Annotated in this window: 17 protein-coding genes; 8 read left to right on the top strand and 9 right to left on the bottom strand. The window is 58.4% G+C overall.

Features of this window, described 5'->3' with window-relative positions; all coding sequences use genetic code 11:
* Positions 1-167 precede the first annotated feature (167 nt).
* Complete coding sequence (locus tag DD597_RS07290; RefSeq protein WP_072250299.1) at positions 168-635, top strand: SymE family type I addiction module toxin; 468 nt, start codon at positions 168-170, stop codon at positions 633-635.
* 58 nt (positions 636-693) lie between these two features.
* Here DD597_RS07290 and DD597_RS07285 read toward each other — a convergent pair whose 3' ends face one another.
* Positions 694-1,065 (bottom strand): hypothetical protein, encoded by a 372-nt coding sequence (locus DD597_RS07285; protein ID WP_045894226.1) that lies wholly within the window; start codon positions 1,063-1,065, stop codon positions 694-696.
* A gap of 573 nt (positions 1,066-1,638) precedes the next feature.
* On the bottom strand, positions 1,639-2,643 hold the full coding sequence (gene trpS / locus DD597_RS07275) for a tryptophan--tRNA ligase (protein ID WP_129256054.1): 1,005 nt from the start codon (positions 2,641-2,643) through the stop codon (positions 1,639-1,641).
* Positions 2,644-2,842: 199 nt separating this feature from the next.
* Here trpS and fosA point away from each other — a divergent pair, with 199 nt between their 5' ends.
* Positions 2,843-3,268, top strand: coding sequence for a FosA/FosA2 family fosfomycin resistance glutathione transferase (gene fosA, locus DD597_RS07270; protein ID WP_045894228.1), 426 nt, complete (start codon positions 2,843-2,845; stop codon positions 3,266-3,268).
* Here fosA and DD597_RS07265 read toward each other — a convergent pair.
* Positions 3,254-4,261, bottom strand: a complete 1,008-nt coding sequence (locus DD597_RS07265) for a LacI family DNA-binding transcriptional regulator (protein WP_129256053.1) — start codon at positions 4,259-4,261, stop codon at positions 3,254-3,256. The genes fosA and DD597_RS07265 overlap by 15 nt on opposite strands.
* A gap of 185 nt (positions 4,262-4,446) precedes the next feature.
* Between DD597_RS07265 and DD597_RS07260 the strand changes: the two genes are divergently transcribed.
* Positions 4,447-5,535: a cellulase family glycosylhydrolase gene (locus DD597_RS07260; protein ID WP_129256052.1), complete on the top strand. Its 1,089-nt coding sequence runs from the start codon at positions 4,447-4,449 to the stop codon at positions 5,533-5,535.
* A 45-nt stretch (positions 5,536-5,580) separates the two neighbouring features.
* On the top strand, positions 5,581-6,975 hold the full coding sequence (locus DD597_RS07255; protein WP_129256051.1) for an MFS transporter: 1,395 nt from the start codon (positions 5,581-5,583) through the stop codon (positions 6,973-6,975).
* A 34-nt stretch (positions 6,976-7,009) separates the two neighbouring features.
* Here the strand turns inward: DD597_RS07255 and DD597_RS07250 are convergent, their stop codons facing one another.
* The 6 genes from DD597_RS07250 to DD597_RS07225 form a co-directional block, all read right to left on the bottom strand.
* On the bottom strand, positions 7,010-8,314 hold the full coding sequence (locus DD597_RS07250; RefSeq protein ID WP_045894237.1) for an McrC family protein: 1,305 nt from the start codon (positions 8,312-8,314) through the stop codon (positions 7,010-7,012).
* The gene (locus DD597_RS07245) at positions 8,311-10,374 is read right to left on the bottom strand and encodes an McrB family protein (protein ID WP_032608431.1); all 2,064 of its coding nucleotides are present in this window, start codon (positions 10,372-10,374) and stop codon (positions 8,311-8,313) included. The genes DD597_RS07250 and DD597_RS07245 overlap by 4 nt, the downstream gene beginning before the upstream one ends.
* Before the next feature lie 131 nt (positions 10,375-10,505).
* Complete coding sequence (locus DD597_RS07240; RefSeq protein ID WP_045894239.1) at positions 10,506-11,327, bottom strand: alpha/beta fold hydrolase; 822 nt, start codon at positions 11,325-11,327, stop codon at positions 10,506-10,508.
* Positions 11,328-11,357: 30 nt separating this feature from the next.
* Positions 11,358-12,977 carry an MFS transporter gene (locus DD597_RS07235; protein WP_129256050.1) on the bottom strand — a complete coding sequence of 540 codons (1,620 nt, stop codon included), beginning with the start codon at positions 12,975-12,977 and terminating at the stop codon, positions 11,358-11,360.
* A complete protein-coding gene (locus tag DD597_RS07230; protein ID WP_023324096.1) occupies positions 12,974-13,381 on the bottom strand; it encodes a DoxX family protein in 408 nt (135 codons plus the stop codon). Before DD597_RS07230 ends, DD597_RS07235 begins: the two co-directional genes overlap by 4 nt.
* A complete protein-coding gene (locus DD597_RS07225; RefSeq protein ID WP_129256049.1) occupies positions 13,381-15,252 on the bottom strand; it encodes an amidohydrolase in 1,872 nt (623 codons plus the stop codon). Before DD597_RS07225 ends, DD597_RS07230 begins: the two co-directional genes overlap by 1 nt.
* A gap of 220 nt (positions 15,253-15,472) precedes the next feature.
* Here DD597_RS07225 and DD597_RS07220 point away from each other — a divergent pair, with 220 nt between their 5' ends.
* The 4 genes from DD597_RS07220 (at position 15,473) to DD597_RS07205 (ending at position 17,103) form a co-directional block, all read left to right on the top strand.
* Positions 15,473-16,159 carry a hydrolase gene (locus tag DD597_RS07220; protein ID WP_003863053.1) on the top strand — a complete coding sequence of 229 codons (687 nt, stop codon included), beginning with the start codon at positions 15,473-15,475 and terminating at the stop codon, positions 16,157-16,159.
* Positions 16,160-16,220: 61 nt separating this feature from the next.
* On the top strand, positions 16,221-16,442 hold the full coding sequence (locus DD597_RS07215) for a DUF1427 family protein (protein ID WP_003863054.1): 222 nt from the start codon (positions 16,221-16,223) through the stop codon (positions 16,440-16,442).
* Positions 16,439-16,699: a XapX domain-containing protein gene (locus tag DD597_RS07210; protein ID WP_023324098.1), complete on the top strand. Its 261-nt coding sequence runs from the start codon at positions 16,439-16,441 to the stop codon at positions 16,697-16,699. The genes DD597_RS07215 and DD597_RS07210 overlap by 4 nt, the downstream gene beginning before the upstream one ends.
* 23 nt (positions 16,700-16,722) lie before the next feature.
* Positions 16,723-17,103: a response regulator transcription factor gene (locus DD597_RS07205; protein WP_045894247.1), complete on the top strand. Its 381-nt coding sequence runs from the start codon at positions 16,723-16,725 to the stop codon at positions 17,101-17,103.
* The last annotated feature ends 2 nt before the right edge of the window (positions 17,104-17,105 follow it).

The following is a 17,105-nucleotide window of genomic DNA, read 5'->3' as shown; positions in this document are numbered from 1 at the left end:
CCACAACAAGGGAAGACCCATTTATATTCAGCCCTGTATAATGAGCACCACAAATTACGCCGAACGGCAAAGAAAGTATCAAAGAGAATTTAACGAGGAATTCGCGATATGAAGGTGCTGCAACACCCCCATACCGCTAACCACAACCAACTATAACGGAGTTGAAAATGGCTGCGACGAATTTTAAGCCAGAGTTTACTGTTTGCAAAACAGAATCAGACGCTTTCACCGGCGTGATTGAAAACCGCGAGCTGGTACGCAAAAACAGCGCCCGCCGTCTTCACGGCAACCAGACCAACGCGGCACCCGTCCATCCCCGCGCGGAAACGCCGCAGGACAGTACAGCCTGCTGCGAACTTTATTCCCGCATAGATATGAAATACCTTCTTCTGGGCGGCGAGTGGTTAACCCGTGCAGGCTTTATCAACGGTATGCCGGTGAAAATCCGCGCCATGAAAGACTGCATTGTGATTACGCCGCAGCATACAAGAGAATTATGGGGATGCCTGGAAGGTATGAGTGTGGTGAATATAAATAAGCAGAAAGTCGCGCAGTGGCTGAAGACCTTTCCGGGAGCGCTGAATGATACAGGTGATGTTCCGGTGATTAAGCGTGGGAGTGGGAAGGCCGTTTAAACTCAAGACTAACGAGTGCGGGCATATGAGCACATGCCCGCACTATGCTAAAAATAACTCAATCATGATCTACCTGTTCTTTAACTGCCTTAACCAGCACAGCATGAAGCTCGCCAACGGTTAAATCGCGTATCACCGGTTCCTGAATGCCTCGCAACCTGCGAATCAGGCGGCAGATACCAAAGTAATCTATGCCCTCGGTGCTAAAAAGAAACTCGTTTTCAGCGAGGGAAAAAGTTTTCTCATAGCCATCTTCTTCAGTGACAAGCGTAACGCCAAACGCTTCCTCGCAGTCTTCTATCAGGGCATCGCCATCCATGCCGCAGATATCAAGGTCGGCTTCGATTAGGGTGTTCACATCAATGCGCTTGAGATGATGTCCAGAGGACTGACGCACAACCTCAATGACCTGCGAAAGAGTGGGGTACATTATGTTGGATTCCGTGGGTGAAGAAATGACGTAGACATTCATCAGTAGATCGAGTTAACGCCTGGGACTTATTATTGAAGGTACAAAGAAAATCAAAACAATCCACGCAAACATACCAATGATTTTTAACGGCCAGGGTTCGAATACATCAAAGCATACCATTGCGCCTATAACTAATAGTGGTCCTCCCAATAATTCCAGTATTCCTTCTAAGATAGATAACTTATGAGGTAATACACGATTTAGTAAAACGGCCATGAAATGTGCGCATCCTAAAGTGGTGATTATAGCTATAGTGCATTCTTTCCAGTTATCAGTGACGCCCACGCATATGAGGCATAACACAATCACAAAAACACAAAGTAACGTATTCAGCATGGAAATAATAAACTTACTCATAGCAGTTACCGCGACGTTTAAAATATAAAGAATTTATGAATATAGCGCTCTTAACAGAATGACAAACGAAAATGGCTAATAATGCATTTAAGAATTTTTGTGCCTCGCTTATTTACGCAATAATCAAGTTAGCGGCTTCATGCCAGTCTCACGCATTCCACCGCTAAATCGACTTTAACTAAACACCGGCACCCCCAGCCCAACCTTCACCTCCCTCAACGTCCCTTGCGTCACCCCTTGCGCCCGTTCCGTCCCGCGCTTCAGCATCGCCATCAATTCCCCCTTATCCCGCAAATACATCGCCCTCCGCTCCCGCATCGGCGCAATCAACTCCTGCAGGCACGCTTCAAGCTCGTTCTTACATACCCGGTCACCCAGCCCGCCCGCCTGATAGTGCGCCTTCATCGCCGCCACTTTCTCCTTGTCAGGGTGAAACGCGTCGAGGTACGTAAACACCACGTTCCCCTCAATCTGCCCCGGGTCGCTCACCTTCAGGTGGTTCGGGTCGGTGTACATCGCGCTCACCGCACGGTGAATGGTCTCTTCACTGGCCGAAAGGTGCAGCGTGTTGCCCAGCGATTTCGACATCTTGGCGCTGCCGTCAATGCCGGGCAGACGGCTGGTGTCGCTCAGCATCGCCTTGCAGTGGCGCAGCACCGGGGCGGGCAGCAGGCTGTTCATCTTGTGCACAATCTCGTTGGTCTGCTCAATCATAGGCAGCTGGTCGTCGCCGACCGGCACGCACTCGGCCTTGAACGCGGTGATGTCCGCCGCCTGGCTGATGGGGTAGGCCATAAACCCGACCGGCAGCGAGCGGGCAAAGCCCTTCTGCGCAATCTCGTTTTTCACCGTCGGGTTACGCTCCACGCGGGCGACGGTGACGATGTTCATGTACAGCATCGTCAGCTCGGCGAGGGCGGGCAGGGCGGACTGCAGGCAGATGGTAGTCAGGTTCGGGTCGATGCCGGCGGCGAGGTAGTCGGCCAGCACTTCGGGGATGTTGTCGCGAATTTTTTGCGGGTTGCTGCCGCTGTCGGTCAGGCCCTGCAGGTCGGCAATCAGCACAAACTGGTTGTGCGTGTGCTGGAGCGCCACGCGCTGGCGCAGCGATCCGACGAAATGGCCAAGGTGCAGCGGGCCGGTTGGACGATCGCCGGTGAGGATGGTGGGTGCGTTCATAAAGACTCCTTAATGTGCAATTGCCGAAAGGGGTCTTAGATGTGTGAAAGCCGCCTTTCGGCGGCTATCTGAAAATGGGGAAAACTACTCCGTGCCGCCTTTAAGAAGGCAGCCACCAGCGGTTTACGGTGAGGACGGCGTGGTTTATGTTCATCTCTTTACCGTACCACGTCCGGCGCGAAAAACAAAAGGGCACGTCATGCTGCAATCACTCAACCACCTGACCCTCGCGGTCAGCGACCTGCAAAAAAGCGTCACCTTCTGGCACGAGCTGCTGGGACTAGCGCTGCATGCCCGCTGGAATACCGGGGCCTATCTCACCTGCGGCGAACTGTGGGTCTGCCTGTCGTACGACGAGGCGCGCCGGTACGTGCCGCCGCAGGAGAGCGACTACACCCACTACGCATTTACCGTGGCGGAAGAAGATTTTGAACCGTTCTCGCACAGGCTGGAGCAGGCGGGCGTCACCGTCTGGAAGCAGAACAAAAGCGAGGGGGCGTCGTTCTATTTTCTCGACCCGGACGGGCACAAGCTGGAGCTGCACGTGGGCAGCCTCGCCGCGCGGCTGGCGGCGTGTCGCGAGAAGCCCTATTCGGGCATGGTGTTTGCCTCAGACGAGGCTTGAGGCGCGTACCTTCAGCCTGCCCGCCAGCGTCACGTGCGTGGCGGCATCTTCCTGATTGCACAGGTACTCCACCGCCAGCCGTCCCAGCTCGCTGTAGGGCAGCTGGATACTGGTCAGCGGCGGGGTGAGCTGCTCGGAGATCTTCTGGTCGTCGTAGCCCGCCAGCAGCATGTCCTGCGGGATACGCACGCCATTCACCGCCAGCGCCTGGTAGCAGCCAATCGCCAGCCAGTCGCTGGCGCAGAAGATGGCGTCCGGGCGCTCGGCCAGTTCCAGCAGCGAAGCTGTCGCGGTGAAGGACTCGCTGAACTGCCAGTTGGTCTGGCGCACCAGGCCGTCGTCACACGCGAGTCCGGCCTGCTGTAGCGCCGCCCGGTAGCCCGCCAGACGCTGGCGCGAGGCCTCCATCCAGCTCTCGCCGGTGATGTGGGCGATGCGCGTGGCCCCGCAGGCAATGAGGTGTTTAGTCACCTGGAAAGCGTTGGCGTAGTCGTCCGGGATAAACGACGGCAGCAGCGGCGAGCCAGGGTCGCGCTGGTTGAGCAGCACCAGCGGGATGCGGGTGCAGTCCTGGAAGGCCGTCATGTCCACCAGCGTGGTGACCGGTGAGGCGAGGACAATCCCGATGCAGTTGCGCTTCTCCAGCTGGCGGATGATGTTCAGCGCCAGCTCGATGTCGTCGCCGTAGTCGTAGACGGTGAGCAGGGTCTCGTTGCGCCACGCTGCCTCCCGCGCCTGGCTGATGGCGTCGATAAACGGGTCGAAGCTCTGCATGGAGCTCACCAGCAGGGCGATCTCTTCCTGGTTGCGCGGAGCGTGAATGGCGGGGAGGCGGTCGTAGCCGAGCTCGGTAGCGACGTTGATCACCCGCTGGCGGGTGTCGTCGCTGAGCTTGATGTTGCGGGACTGGTTAAGCACCAGCGATACCGTCGCCTGCGACACCCCTGCCGCTCGCGCAATATCGTTCATCGTCACTTTCGTTTTTCGCTTCATCCGTCCTCTCCCTTTCGCGAATTCGCATCATACCCTAACCGCACGCTTTAGCGCCGTCGATCACGTTTCTCATTCATCGAAGCGTGAATTTTGTGAGGGGCATCGCTTTTCTAAACGCCGTGATTTGCGCATTTATCTTGCAACTAATATTTATTAGCTAAACATTATCAGTGAGAGGACGCGTAATGAAAGAGCAGTGGAGCAGGGAGCAGGCACAGGCGTGGTATCAGCAAAAAGGCTGGCTGTGCGGGTTTAACTATCTGCCGTCGACGGCGGTGAACTGGACCGATATCTGGCAGGCAGAGACCTTCGATGCCGAAACCATCGAGCGCGAGCTGGGCTGGGCGGCGGAGGCGGGCTATAACACCCTGCGCATCAACCTGCCGTTTATCGTCTGGGAGCACGACCGCGACGGGCTGATGGCGCGCATCGACCGCTTTTTGACGATTGCCGACGGTCACGGCTTCAGCACCATGCTGACCCTGATGGACGACTGCGGCTTCTCCGGCGACGAACCGTACCTCGGCCCGCAAAAGCCGCCCGTACCGGGCAAACACAACAGCCAGGCGGCGGCGAGCCCGGGGCGCGACAAGGTGTGCGATCCCGACTGCTGGCCGCAGATTGAGCGCTATATCCGCGACGTTGTCCGCCAGTTCCGCGACGATAAGCGCGTGCTGCTCTGGGATCTGTATAACGAGCCGGGCAACCGCGGCATTTTCGCGACGGGCACGCAGGAGGTGCAGTACGACGCGAAGCTGGAGTCCTGCGCGCACGAGTTGATGAAGCTGGCGTTCCAGTGGGTGCGTGAAGAAGACCCAACCCAGCCGCTCACCGTCTGCGCGTGGCGCCTGCCGCCGGAAGAGGAGGGCGAGACGTTCTTCCAGCATCCGCTGGACCAGACCGCGCTGGCGCTCTCGGACGTGGTGAGCTATCACGCCTACACCAATACCGGGCGCATGACGGCGATTATCCAGCAACTTCAGGCGCTGGGCCGCCCAATCTTCTGCACCGAATGGCTGGCGCGGCACGTGGGCAGCACCATCGAAGAGCAGCTTCCGCTGATGTACGCGGCGAAGGTCGCGCCGTACCAGTGGGGGCTGGTGCGCGGCAAAACCCAGACGTGGCTGCCGTGGCCGGTGGTGATGAAGGAGTCCACGGACTACTGCCGCCTCTGGTTCCACGACGTGTTCGAGGAGAACGGTATCCCGTTTTCACGCGCTGAAATCGCGCTGATGAAGAAGCTGCGCAAAATCGCCCCGGATCCGCAGGGCTAATAATAACGACCCGGCGCGCTGTCGCCGGGCAACCAGGTACGCACTATGGCAACGACAATGAAAATACCGTCTCGCGAGTTATGGTCCTACTTTGGCTATGGTTTAGGTCAGTGTTTTAGCTTTGGTTTAGTGGGTTCGTTTATTAACTATTTTTACACCGACGTGCTGGGGATCTCGGCGCTGGCGGCGAGCACCATCTTCCTGATTGCCCGTGCATGGGACGCAGTTCACGATCCGCTGTTTGCCAGCATTATGGACACCATTAACAGCCGGTTCGGCAAGTTTCGCCACTTTTTACTGATCGCTCCGCTGCTGATCACCGGCGTCACGCTGCTGTCGTTCTATAAAATCGAAGCGGACATGACCACCAAAATCCTCTACGCCGGGGTGACGTATATCCTGTGGGGGACGCTGTACGCCATCTCCGATATCCCGTTCTGGTCGATGTCGTCGGTGATGACCAACGACTCCGCCCAGCGCACCCGCGCGGTGACGGCGGCGATGCTCGGGGTGAACGCCGGGATTGCCTGCGCCAATATCTTCTTCCCGAAGCTGGCGGCGTTCTTCGCCCAGTACAGCAACGACAAAGGCTACTTTATGGCGGCGCTGGTGATGATGCTGGTGGGCCTGCCGCTGATGCTCAACGGCTTTATGCAGATCAAAGAGCGCGTGCCGCCGAGCCCGGAAAAGGTGACCATCCGCGACACCTTCCACAACCTGCGCCAGAACAAACCGCTGTTTATCGTCCTGCTGTCGTTCTTTTTCTGCGTGTTCCACAACGTGGCGGGCGGTCTTTATATCTACTTCTTTATCAACAATATGGGCGACGGCAGCCTGCAAATGGCGATTGGCGTGATGGGGATTGTCGCGGCGGTGCTGTGCCTGGTCGCCCCGATGCTGACGCGCCGGATGCAGAAGCGGAAGCTGTTTATGATCCTCTGCGGGCTGGACGTGGCGGTGCGCGTGGTGATGTGGTTTGTCGGTTATCAGCAGGTGACGATGCTGTTCATTCTGCTTGGCCTGAGCACGCTGTTCGTGATGATGACCAACATCCTCACCTCGTCGATGATTGCCGACACCATCGAGTACGCGGAGTACCACACTAACAAGCGCTGCGCGGCGATCACTTTCTCCGGGCAGACCTTCACCGGCAAGATGTCGGTGGCGGTAGGCGGCGGGTTAATCGGCGTGTTTCTGACGATGATCGACTATGTGCCGCAGGCGCAGGCCCAGAGCGATAGCGTGCTGGCGGGGCTGTTCTTCGGCATTTGTTTGTTACCGGCGATAGGCTCGCTGATCCGCATGGGCTTTATGTCGCGCTTTACCTTTACCGAGGAGAAGCATGCGGAAGTGTGTCGGCTGCTGGCGGAGCGCAGGCGGGGGAGCGAGCAGAATGGCATCGTGGATGAGGCGTTGACCCGCCCGGTATCGGTCAATTAATCGCTTCAGACGCCTGCTTTGCAGGCGTCTGCTTCTAATTCCGCAGCTTCAGGGACTCGGGGAGGTGGAGTATCGAGCTCTGAATACTGGTTCCGATGGTAAAAGGGACGATCCACAAACGTAGCGCATGGCTGTCCGGCTTATGAAGTTCGAAGGGATGGGGAAGCGCATCGCTAAAACCGTCATGCTGCGGGTAGATCAGGATCATATCGCCGCGGCTATCGAGATATTTCGTTCCGTAGGCCAGCATCTGGTAAAGATCGCTTTGCGAAATGTTAAAGCCAGGTTTATGAGGCTTAATCTTTTTCCATTTCGTATCGCAAATAATTGAAGAATGTTTCGACGTGTCATACGGGCGAAGCCAGATATCCGGCTTGAGTCTAAACATATACCTGGTGTGATATCGAGCCAGAGTGTGTGTTTTTGCTTGGGTATCAATTTGGTAACGTTGATGATGATGATGCCTCATCCACGCCGCAACAAAGGATTCAAATACCGCTTCCATTGGAAAGAGCAGCGATATGGCATCAGCATGACCCTGCATACAAAGTGGTGACTCCCCGTGTAGGATCAATTTGGCCCACTCCAGCGCCTGTTCATAGTGATGCATATGCCTGTCGAGGCGAACCAGATCGAACGCGTGTGCGGTATCAACAACGGGAGGAATACCTTCGAAGGCCGACTGCAAGGGGCGAAGCTGCTGGATGAGCTGAGGGTTGCGGGTCAGGCGCGAAACCGTATCGATGGCCGTTTTGAGAATGCGGTTCTCCGGTCGGTCAACACTGTACTCGTCATACTCCACCTGAAAGCGATCCCGGCGAACGCTATTTGTCGACAGTTGTGCTGAAACCCGCAGTTTTCCCTTCATCCACGGTAGATTCTCCTGCTGGCGAAGGTAGTCACGCTTAAGACCCTGCTGCAGGACCGCCTGGACGCTCTGGATAAATTGATGAATAAAGATATCCATCAGCGGCATGCGCGAGGTTTTGATACTGGCGGAGGTTGTGGCGATGTGCCGGAAGGTTTTCAGCGTGCGCAGCATCATCATCAGCTGTTCGCGGGCGTTATCATGGCCGGTCTTTGGCAACACCTCGATGAACGCTCCTCCCGGCAGCGCAATGACGCCGACATAGTTTTTCACCTGCAGCACCTTCACGCGCCCGACCGTTTTCAGCGTCAGCAGGCGCGCGTCGTATTCCGCATCGTCGTTCAGGCAGCATTTCTCCAGCCACGCAAAACAGGCCGGAGGAAGCTCCACTGCGTCCTTAACCCGGCCGCTGTCCTCTTTACTGACCAGATAACCGTATTCAAAGGTGGACCACTGCCGCCGCCCGGTCATTCGTCGTTCTCCGCGCCTCGCGCACCTGCATCGTAAATCTGACGCCAGGCGATGGCATTATTCCAGACAGGATCGTCTTCGCCTGCAAGGTGATAGCGCTCTCCCTCTTCCTGCAGATCGTCCGATGCATCCGTTCCAAACAGCCGCTGAATATTTCCCTCGTTTTTGATCGAACGGATGAAGCACAGGGCGGGATCCTGCTTCTGGTTATCTCCAAGGACCAGACGAATTTTCTGCCAGTCGTTGTAAAAATACTCCTCCAGCAGCGGCAGCACTTTATTTTTAATCACCCGCTGCAGACGGGCGAAAGCAACGTCATCGTCCTCCGTCTCAATTACCGGTATGAAAAAAGCGTGCCCGAGCGTGTGCTCGCTATCGTACAGTGCCTCAATGCGTTCATTGAGCATCTGCAGTAGCCGTTTGAGATCGATACCTTTGATGACGTGGCCTTCCAGAATGGAGGCTTTCGGCAGCATGGCCTTAAACTCGAAGCGGCGGCGCAGGGCGGTGTCCAGAGCGGTCAGGGAACGGTCCGCGGTATTCATGGTGCCGACCAGGAACAAGTTGTTTGGCACGCTGAATTTTTCGCCCGAATAGGGTAGCGTCACGCTCAGGGCCTCGGGTTCACCCATGCGCTTGGATTTCTCAATTAAGGTGATGAGCTCTCCGAAAATTTTGGAGATATTGCCACGGTTAATCTCGTCAACAATCAGCACGTAGTTCTGGCGTTTTGCCGGTGCATTTTTTTTCGGTGTGACGGGAAGATTATAATTATCATGAAGATAGTTGAGGATACCCCGGACATACGACTCGTTGTGGATATCAATCCCGTTGTTCTGATACCAAGCTTTGATGTCCTTCACGTAGGCGTTGTATCCATTCCCCAGATCCCCTTTTTTGCTGTTTAAAGGGAAGATGCCGAAGTTCGTTTCACTTTTATAGGTGACGCCGAACGGTTTACCTGATGTCGTTTTGAGCGTGGCGGCTTCGCCATTCAGCAGTTCTTTTTGAAACTTTGATAGCGCCTCGTTCAGCGCCAGCTGTTCACCTGCGTAACCAAACGCCGCATCCTCACAGATTTGCTTAAAGACGCCGGATTTAATGTCATAGCGAACGTTACCGTCACGGGTGGTATCGGCGCGTAGCCCTTCAATAAACTCTTCATAACCAAAGCTTTGGTGGAAAGTGACAAAGCGGATGCGCTGTTCGGAGACCAGCCGGTCATAAAGCGCTTTAAGTGCGTTTCGGTAATCACTGCCCTGAAGGCCATCCAGCAGGCGGGAATACTCAGCGGGTTCACAGGCGCGGACGGCATGCTCAACGGTGGAATAGGTTTTACCCGTCCCCGGAGGGCCATAGAGAATGACGTTCAGTGGAACATCCGCCACGCTCTCATCCGTATCCTGATCGTCGTCTTCGGCCCAGGACTCGCTACCTACCAGGCCGATATCGCTCTTATCTTTGATGAAATGCGTGTAGAGATGCCACAGCGACATATTGAGTTCGACAGGGTCTACATGGCCGCCCAGCTCGCGGTTCAGAGCCGCCTTCAGCTCCAGGTTTTTTTCAAACCACGTCCCTTTCCCGGCGAGCCCAAGCCCGAAGCGGTTATTACAGTAGTTATAAATGCGGGAAAACATTTTGGTATTTACCACGTTCGAAACCCGCTCAGGGTACAGCGTGGCAAAAGCCCGGTGACACAACGCCCAGTACTGTTTCTTGAGAATGGATTTGGCCTTAAGCGCCTGTAGCTTGTTGACCACCTTTTCATATACGGCCGGGGTGCAGCCCTGTGCCATCAGGGTTGTGATTTCCCGCAGGTGAATCTGGGCCGCATTGTATTCGTTCTGCGACATTCCACCCTGTTTAATGCTGGCGACGCCGTTGGAGCGTTCATACCAAAGTGCCTTGATAAGGCTTTGATCACGAAACTCGGGCCGCTCTGTCGCTACGCGTTTGACCATCTGGTGATAGGCTGGCCCCCATTTAGGGCTGTATCGGCTGTTGTTATTGATATGCTCATTAAAGAAGGGGGCTAACGCGGTGCGATCCTGAACCATCATAAACTCCGGAAGTCGGGTAAAGGCGGTAAAGGTCAGTATTTTATAGGATTAATCTGAATAGTGTCACTGCTTGTTCAGGTGGGTTGAGGTGAAAAGGGGGCTGTCGCCGTTGGCATCAGCCCTCAGACTTACAGCGACTTCACAAACGCCAGCAGATCTTCGTTGAGCTGATCCTGGTGGGTCAGCGCGAAGCCGTGCGGCGCGTTGTCGTACACCTTCAGCGTGGCGTTTTTGATCATCTCTGCCGCCAGCTTGCCGGTCGTTTCAAACGGCACGATCTGGTCGTTGCTGCCGTGGATCACCAGCGTCGGCACGTCGATTTTCGCCATATCCGGGCGGAAGTCGGTTTCGCCGAACGCGGTCACGCAGTCGATGGTGCCCTTCAGGGACGCCAACAGGGCGATGTTCAGCGTCTGGGTCAGGGCACCGGCGGAAACGGTCTGCCCGGCGTTGATGCCGTAGAACGGGGTGGCGAAGTCGCTGATGAACTGGGCGCGATCTTTACGCAGCCCGTCGCGAATGCCGTCGAACACGCTTTGATCCACACCCTGCGGGAAGGTCTCAGATTTACCAAAGATCGGAGTGACCGCGCCCAGCAGCGCCAGACCGGCCACGCGCGCGCTGCCGTAGTTGTTGATGTAGCGGGTCACGTCGCCGCCCCCCATGGAGAAGCCCACCAGCGTCACGTCCTGGAGGTCCAGGGTGGTGATCAGGTCGTTAATGTCGGACGCAAAGGTGTCGTAGTCGTAGCCGTTCCACGGCTGATCCGAGCGGCCAAAGCCGCGACGGTCAAAGGCGATGGCGCGAAAGCCGCGCTCGGCCAGGTAGTTCAGCTGGCTGTCCCACATGTCGCCGTCCAGCGGCCAGCCGTGGCTGAAGAGAACCGGTTTGCCCGCGCCGCAGTCTTTGTAGTAAATCTGCGTGCCGTCTTTTGCCTTAAACGTTGCCATAGTGTGTTCCTGTACAGGTGATGGTTAGGGTTATACCGGCGCGACCAGATAGCGAATTGCCGGTGATGTTGTGCCCTGATGAAAAGCCAGAACGCGGCTCTGCAGCAGGAGGTCATTCATGGTGTGGCGTTCCTGCTGGCGCAGATGCTCAATCCACGAGCCCATCAGGAAGGTCTCGATAAATAGTCCGGGGCGCTCAATATCCTCGTATACCGCCCAGCTCATCGCCCCGGCGCGGCGGCGCACCCGGCGTAGTTCGTGCACGGCCTGCAAAAACGCTTTCGCGTTGTGCGGGTCGATGATGTACTCGTGCGACACCAGCACCGGGCCGCGCTCGTTCGGCAGTTCGATCTCCACGCCGTCCAGCGGCTGGCCGCTCAGGTCGAGGTTTAAATCAGGATCTTTCTCCAGCTTCCAGCGGAACACGGTGGCGCTTGCCAGCACCATCCCCAGCGTGGCGACCACCAGCGAGGTCGGGGTGCCGAACTGAGAGGCAATCTGCCCCCAGATGGCGCTGCCTGCGGTCATCGAGCCGAAGAACACCGTCAGGTACACCGCCAGTGCGCGGGCCTTAACCCAGCGGGCGGCGCTGCGCTGCGCGCCGAGGTTCAGCGTCGAGAGCACCGCAATCCACGCGAAGCCGGTGAAGAACTCAAACAGGTTGAGCAGCCAGACGTGGCGCACGAACGCCAGCGCCAGCATGGTGAGGGCAAAGGTCAGGCTGGCGGCCACCATCAGGCGGTCGGCGTTCAGCCGCTGGCGCAGGCGCGGCAGCAGGATGGCCCCGGCAATCGCCCCCAGGCCAATGCAGGCCAGCATCACGCCGTAGCCCGCCGGGCCTAAGCCCAGCTCGCGGCGCGCCACCAGCGGCAGTAATGCCCAGCCCGCGCTGCCGAAAACGAAGAACGCCACGGTGCGCACCAGCACGTTGCGCAGCACCGGCGCGGCGTGCACGTAGCGAATGCCGGAGCGCACCGCGGAGAAGAAGTGCTCTGGTGGCAAACGCTGCACGGACGGCGCCGGACGCCAGCGCCACAGCACCCACGCCACGCCGACCACGGAGAGCGCGTTCAGGGCAAACACCATCCACGGTCCGGTGAGCGAGAGCAGAAAACCGCCCAGCGCAGGGCCAATCGCCCGGCTGATGTTCACCCCGAGCGAGTTCAGCGCCACGGCGGCGCCCAGCTCCGGCTTGCTCACCAGATCGGGCACCACGGCCTGGAACGGCGGCGAGCTCATCGCCGCGCCCACGCTCAGCAGGAACGTCGCCACCAGCAGCACGGTGGGGGTGACGTGTCCGGTGAAGGAGAGCACCGTCAGCCCGGCGGCGGCGATGAACACCCATAGCTGGGAGAAGAGCAGGTATTTACGTCGGTCAACGATGTCCGCCATCACCCCGGACGGCAGGGCGAAGAGGAACATCGGCAGGCTGCTCGCCGCCTGCACCAGCGCGATATCCAGCGGATCGGCGCTGAGCGTCAGCATGCTCCAGTTGATGCCGACGTCGCTCATCCATGAGCCGACGTTAGAGACCACCGTGGCGATCCACAGCATGCGGAACACCGGCTGGCTCAGCGGCTGCCAGGGTGAAACCGCCGGGGCGGGCGTCGTCTCGACGTGTGCGTCGCGAACGTCGTTTACCTGGGTCATGCGAACCTCTCCGTTGTTTTACGCTGCACTCGCCACTGGCCCGGCCCGGTGAGGGCAAGGGTGGTGAAGATAATCAGCAGCAGCCAGCCAAACTGCCCTTCGGCAATCGACCAGTTCGGATGAACCGCCAGCATCGCCACCAGCAGCACGGCGATAATCGGCAGGCACGCCAGGCGGGTGTAAACCCCCGCAATGATAAACAGCGGGCAGATCACCTCGGCGACGATCGCCGGGATCAGACTGGCATACGGCCCGAAACCAAACGGATCTTCGATGCGCGTCAGCTCTTCGCTGAAGTGCAGCACCTTCGGCAGGCCGTGCACGTAAAGCAGCAGCAGGCTGCCGGTCAGGCGCAGAAAGAACAGCCCCGGATCGATCCGGGACGAAGCGTCATTTTGTTTCATCAGAATGCAAAGCAGCTGCAACCCAGCGCCCCCCAGAAAGCGTTATCGTCGGATACCGGCATCGCTGACGTGCGGGCAAAGTCATGCTGGTGGCTGTGAACCCCGCACGGGCCGCTACAGTGGTGAACCACACTCATACCCACGCGTGCGGCCTGCGGCGGCGCGCTGCGGTAGTGGCCCGGCACCTTCACCACCGGGGACCACTCGGGCAGAACCGGGATGGCCGGCGGCGCGAGCGGGCCAAAGCTGCCAGCGGCGTAGACGATATCGCCGTTCACCACGGTGAGGACGGACTCGATGCCCTTGATCTCCTCCTCCGGCACGCGGAAGTAATCTTTGCTGAGCACCGCCAGATCCGCGAGCTGGCCGACCTTGATCTGCCCCTTCTGATTCTGCTCGCTGGAGAACCACGCGCTGCCCTGGGTCCAGAGCATCAGGGCGGTATCGCGATCCAGGCGGGCGCTGTGGTCGTACATCTGCATCCCGCCGACGGTACGACCGGAGACCAGCCAGTAGAGCGCGGTCCACGGATTGTAACTCGCCACGCGGGTGGCATCGGTGCCTAATCCCACCGGCACGCCGGTCTCGAGCATTTTTGCCACCGGCGGCGTGTGGCGGGTGGCTTCGATGCCGTAGCGCTCGGCAAAATACTCGCCCTGGAAGGCCATGCGGTGCTGGACGGCAATGCCGCCGCCGAGCGCTTTGATGCGGTCGATGTTGGCCTGGGTGACGGTTTCCGCGTGGTCGAAGAACCAGTGCAGGCCGTTGAACGGAATGTCGCGGTTCACCTTCTCGAAGACGTCCAGCATGCGGCTGATGGATTCGTTATAGGTGGCGTGCAGGCGGAACGGCCAGCGGTGTTCCACCAGATGGCGCACCACGCGCTCCAGCTCGTCCTCCATGCCCGGCGCGAGGTCCGGGCGCGGCTCGAGGAAGTCTTCAAAATCGGCGGCGGAGAAGACCAGCATCTCGCCCGCGCCGTTGTGGCGGAAGAAGTCGCTGCCCTGGCCCGGCGTGAGCATGTCGGTCCATTTTTCAAAGTCTTCCAGCTCGTGGCCCGGGCGCTGGGTAAACAGGTTGTAGGCGATGCGGATGGTCATCTGCTTTTTCTCGTGCAGCTCGGCAATCACCTCGTAGTCTTCCGGGTAGTTCTGGAAGCCGCCGCCCGCGTCGATGGCGCTGGTCAGCCCCAGACGGTTCAGCTCGCGCATGAACTGGCGGGTGGAGTTCACCTGCTGCTCCAGCGGCAGCTTCGGCCCTTTGGCCAGCGTGGCGTAGAGGATCATGGCGTTCGGACGGGCAATCAGCATCCCGGTCGGGTTACCGTTGGCGTCGCGCTGGATCTCGCCGCCCGGCGGGTTTGGCGTCTCTTTGGTGTAGCCGACCACCTTCAGCGCGGCGCGGTTGAGCAGGGCGCGGTCGTACAGGTGCAGGATGAAGACCGGGGTGTCCGGCGCGGCGTCGTTAATTTCGTCCAGGGTTGGCATGCGGCGCTCGGCAAACTGGAACTCGCTCCAGCCGCCCACCACGCGCACCCACTGGGGCGACGGCGTGCGCAGGGCCTGCTCTTTCAGCATCCGCAGGGCGTCGGCGAGCGACGGCACGCCTTCCCAGCGCAGCTCGAGGTTGTAGTTCAGCCCGCCGCGGATCAGGTGCAGGTGCGAGTCGTTCAGGCCGGGGATGGCGGTGTGGCCTTTTAAGTCCACCACTAAGGTGGCGTCGCAGTGGTGCTGCATCACCTCGGCGACGGTACCCACTTCCAGAAATTTTCCGTCGCGCACGGCAACGGCTTCTGCGAGAGGATTCTCGCGATCGACGGTGTGAAACTGGCCGTTAACCAGAATGAGATCGGCTTTACCGAGGGTAACCATAACTGCTCCTGACTGAGAGGGGAATGGTCAGGATTATGGGAAACGGTTTCGGCAAAGATCCAGTTATACAATAGGATAGGTATACCAAAGTATAACTATACCTAAGGTTAACTATACGAAGAGATAATTACACCACAGCGCTGTGGGTCATAGGATGAACGCGATTTTATCGGCGTGCTGTTCGCGGCGATTTTAACCTTTAACCTCACTGGATAATCTTATGACCACTTCTAAGCTCGAAGTCTTAACCCCTGCCAACTGTCAGATCATTTTCATCGACCACCAGCCACAGATGGCGTTTGGCGTGCAGTCTATTGACCGCCAGGTGCTGAAAAACAACACCGTGGCGCTGGCGAAAGCGGCTAAGGTGTTCAACATCCCAACCATCATCACCACCGTTGAGACTGAAAGCTTCTCCGGCAATACCTATCCGGAACTGCTGGACGTGTTCCCGGGCCAGGACATTCTGGAGCGTACCTCCATGAACTCCTGGGACGACCAGAAAGTGCGTGACGCGCTGAAGGCCAACGGCAAGAAGAAAGTGGTTGTCGCCGGTCTGTGGACCGAAGTGTGCAACAACAGCTTTGCCCTGTGCGCGATGCTGGAAGGCGACTACGAAATTTATATGGTGGCAGACGCCTCCGGCGGCACCTCCAAAGAAGCCCACGACTTCGCGATGCAGCGCATGATCCAGGCGGGCGTGATCCCGGTGACCTGGCAGCAGGTGATGCTGGAGTGGCAGCGTGACTGGGCGCGCAAAGAGACCTACACCGCGGTGATGGATATCGTGCGCGAGCACTCCGGCGCCTACGGCATGGGAGTGGATTACGCCTACACCATGGTGCACAAAGCGCCATCTCGCCAGAAGAGCGAGCACCGCACCTTAGCGCCGGTTCCGGCTCGCTAAGTCCCGTCGGCGGGCTGGTCCCTCATCCGGCTCGCCGCTGCCTCTTTCTCTGGAGTTCACAATGAGTACTGGGCTGATATCCCTTGCGGCAGGCGTGTTGATTGGCCTGATGTATGCCGTGCTGAAGGTGCGCTCCCCCGCGCCGCCCGCGCTGGCGCTGATTGGCCTGCTGGGGATGCTGGCGGGTGAACAGGCGATGCGTCATCTTTTATCCCGCGATAATCCGGCTGCCGTGCAGGTGACGGTTCCCCACGTTCAACACCCGACCGGAGCGTCATCATGAAGGCCTGGATTATTTCGCTGGTGTGCGGGGCCGCGGCTGGGGTACTTTACGCCCTGCTCGACGTACATTCCCCGGCGCCGCCGGTCGTCGCGCTGCTAGGCCTGTTCGGCATGCTGGTGGGTGAACAGCTGATCCCCATCGGGCGTCGTCTGGTGAGCCGCGAACCGCTGACCCTGGCCTGGTTTCGTCATGAATGCGTACCGAAAATCAGCGGTACTGCGCCCCCCGCGCCCGCGAAGGAAAGCCGCGACGCGTAACGATTTGTTTGAGGAAAGACAGCATGACGCTGCCGTGGCGCATTGCCATCATCGATGACGAACGCTCTGTTCGCAGCGGGCTCAGTAATCTGCTGCAATCGGAAGGGTATGCTACCGATACCTTCGATTCGGCAGAGGTGTTCTTGAGCCACCCTCTCGCCCTGTCAGGCGCGTCGCTGGTGATCGCCGACATCAAGCTACGCGGCATGAACGGCATCGAGCTGTTTGAGAAGCTGCGGTTGCTGGCCGCGCCGCCGCCGCCAATACTGTTTATCTCCGGCCATGCTGATGAAAATATGCAGCGGTATGCACTCAGTCTGGGCGCCGCTGCATTTTTGCGTAAGCCGATTAACATCGATATTCTGCTGGATCATATTCAGCGGGAGCTGACCCGCCGACAATAAGG

The sequence above is a fragment of the Enterobacter cloacae complex sp. 677-3DZ2D5B genome, assembly GCF_004136695.1.
GTDB lineage: Bacteria > Pseudomonadota > Gammaproteobacteria > Enterobacterales > Enterobacteriaceae > Enterobacter > Enterobacter hormaechei_C.
This window is presented reverse-complemented; position numbering and strand designations above follow the sequence as displayed.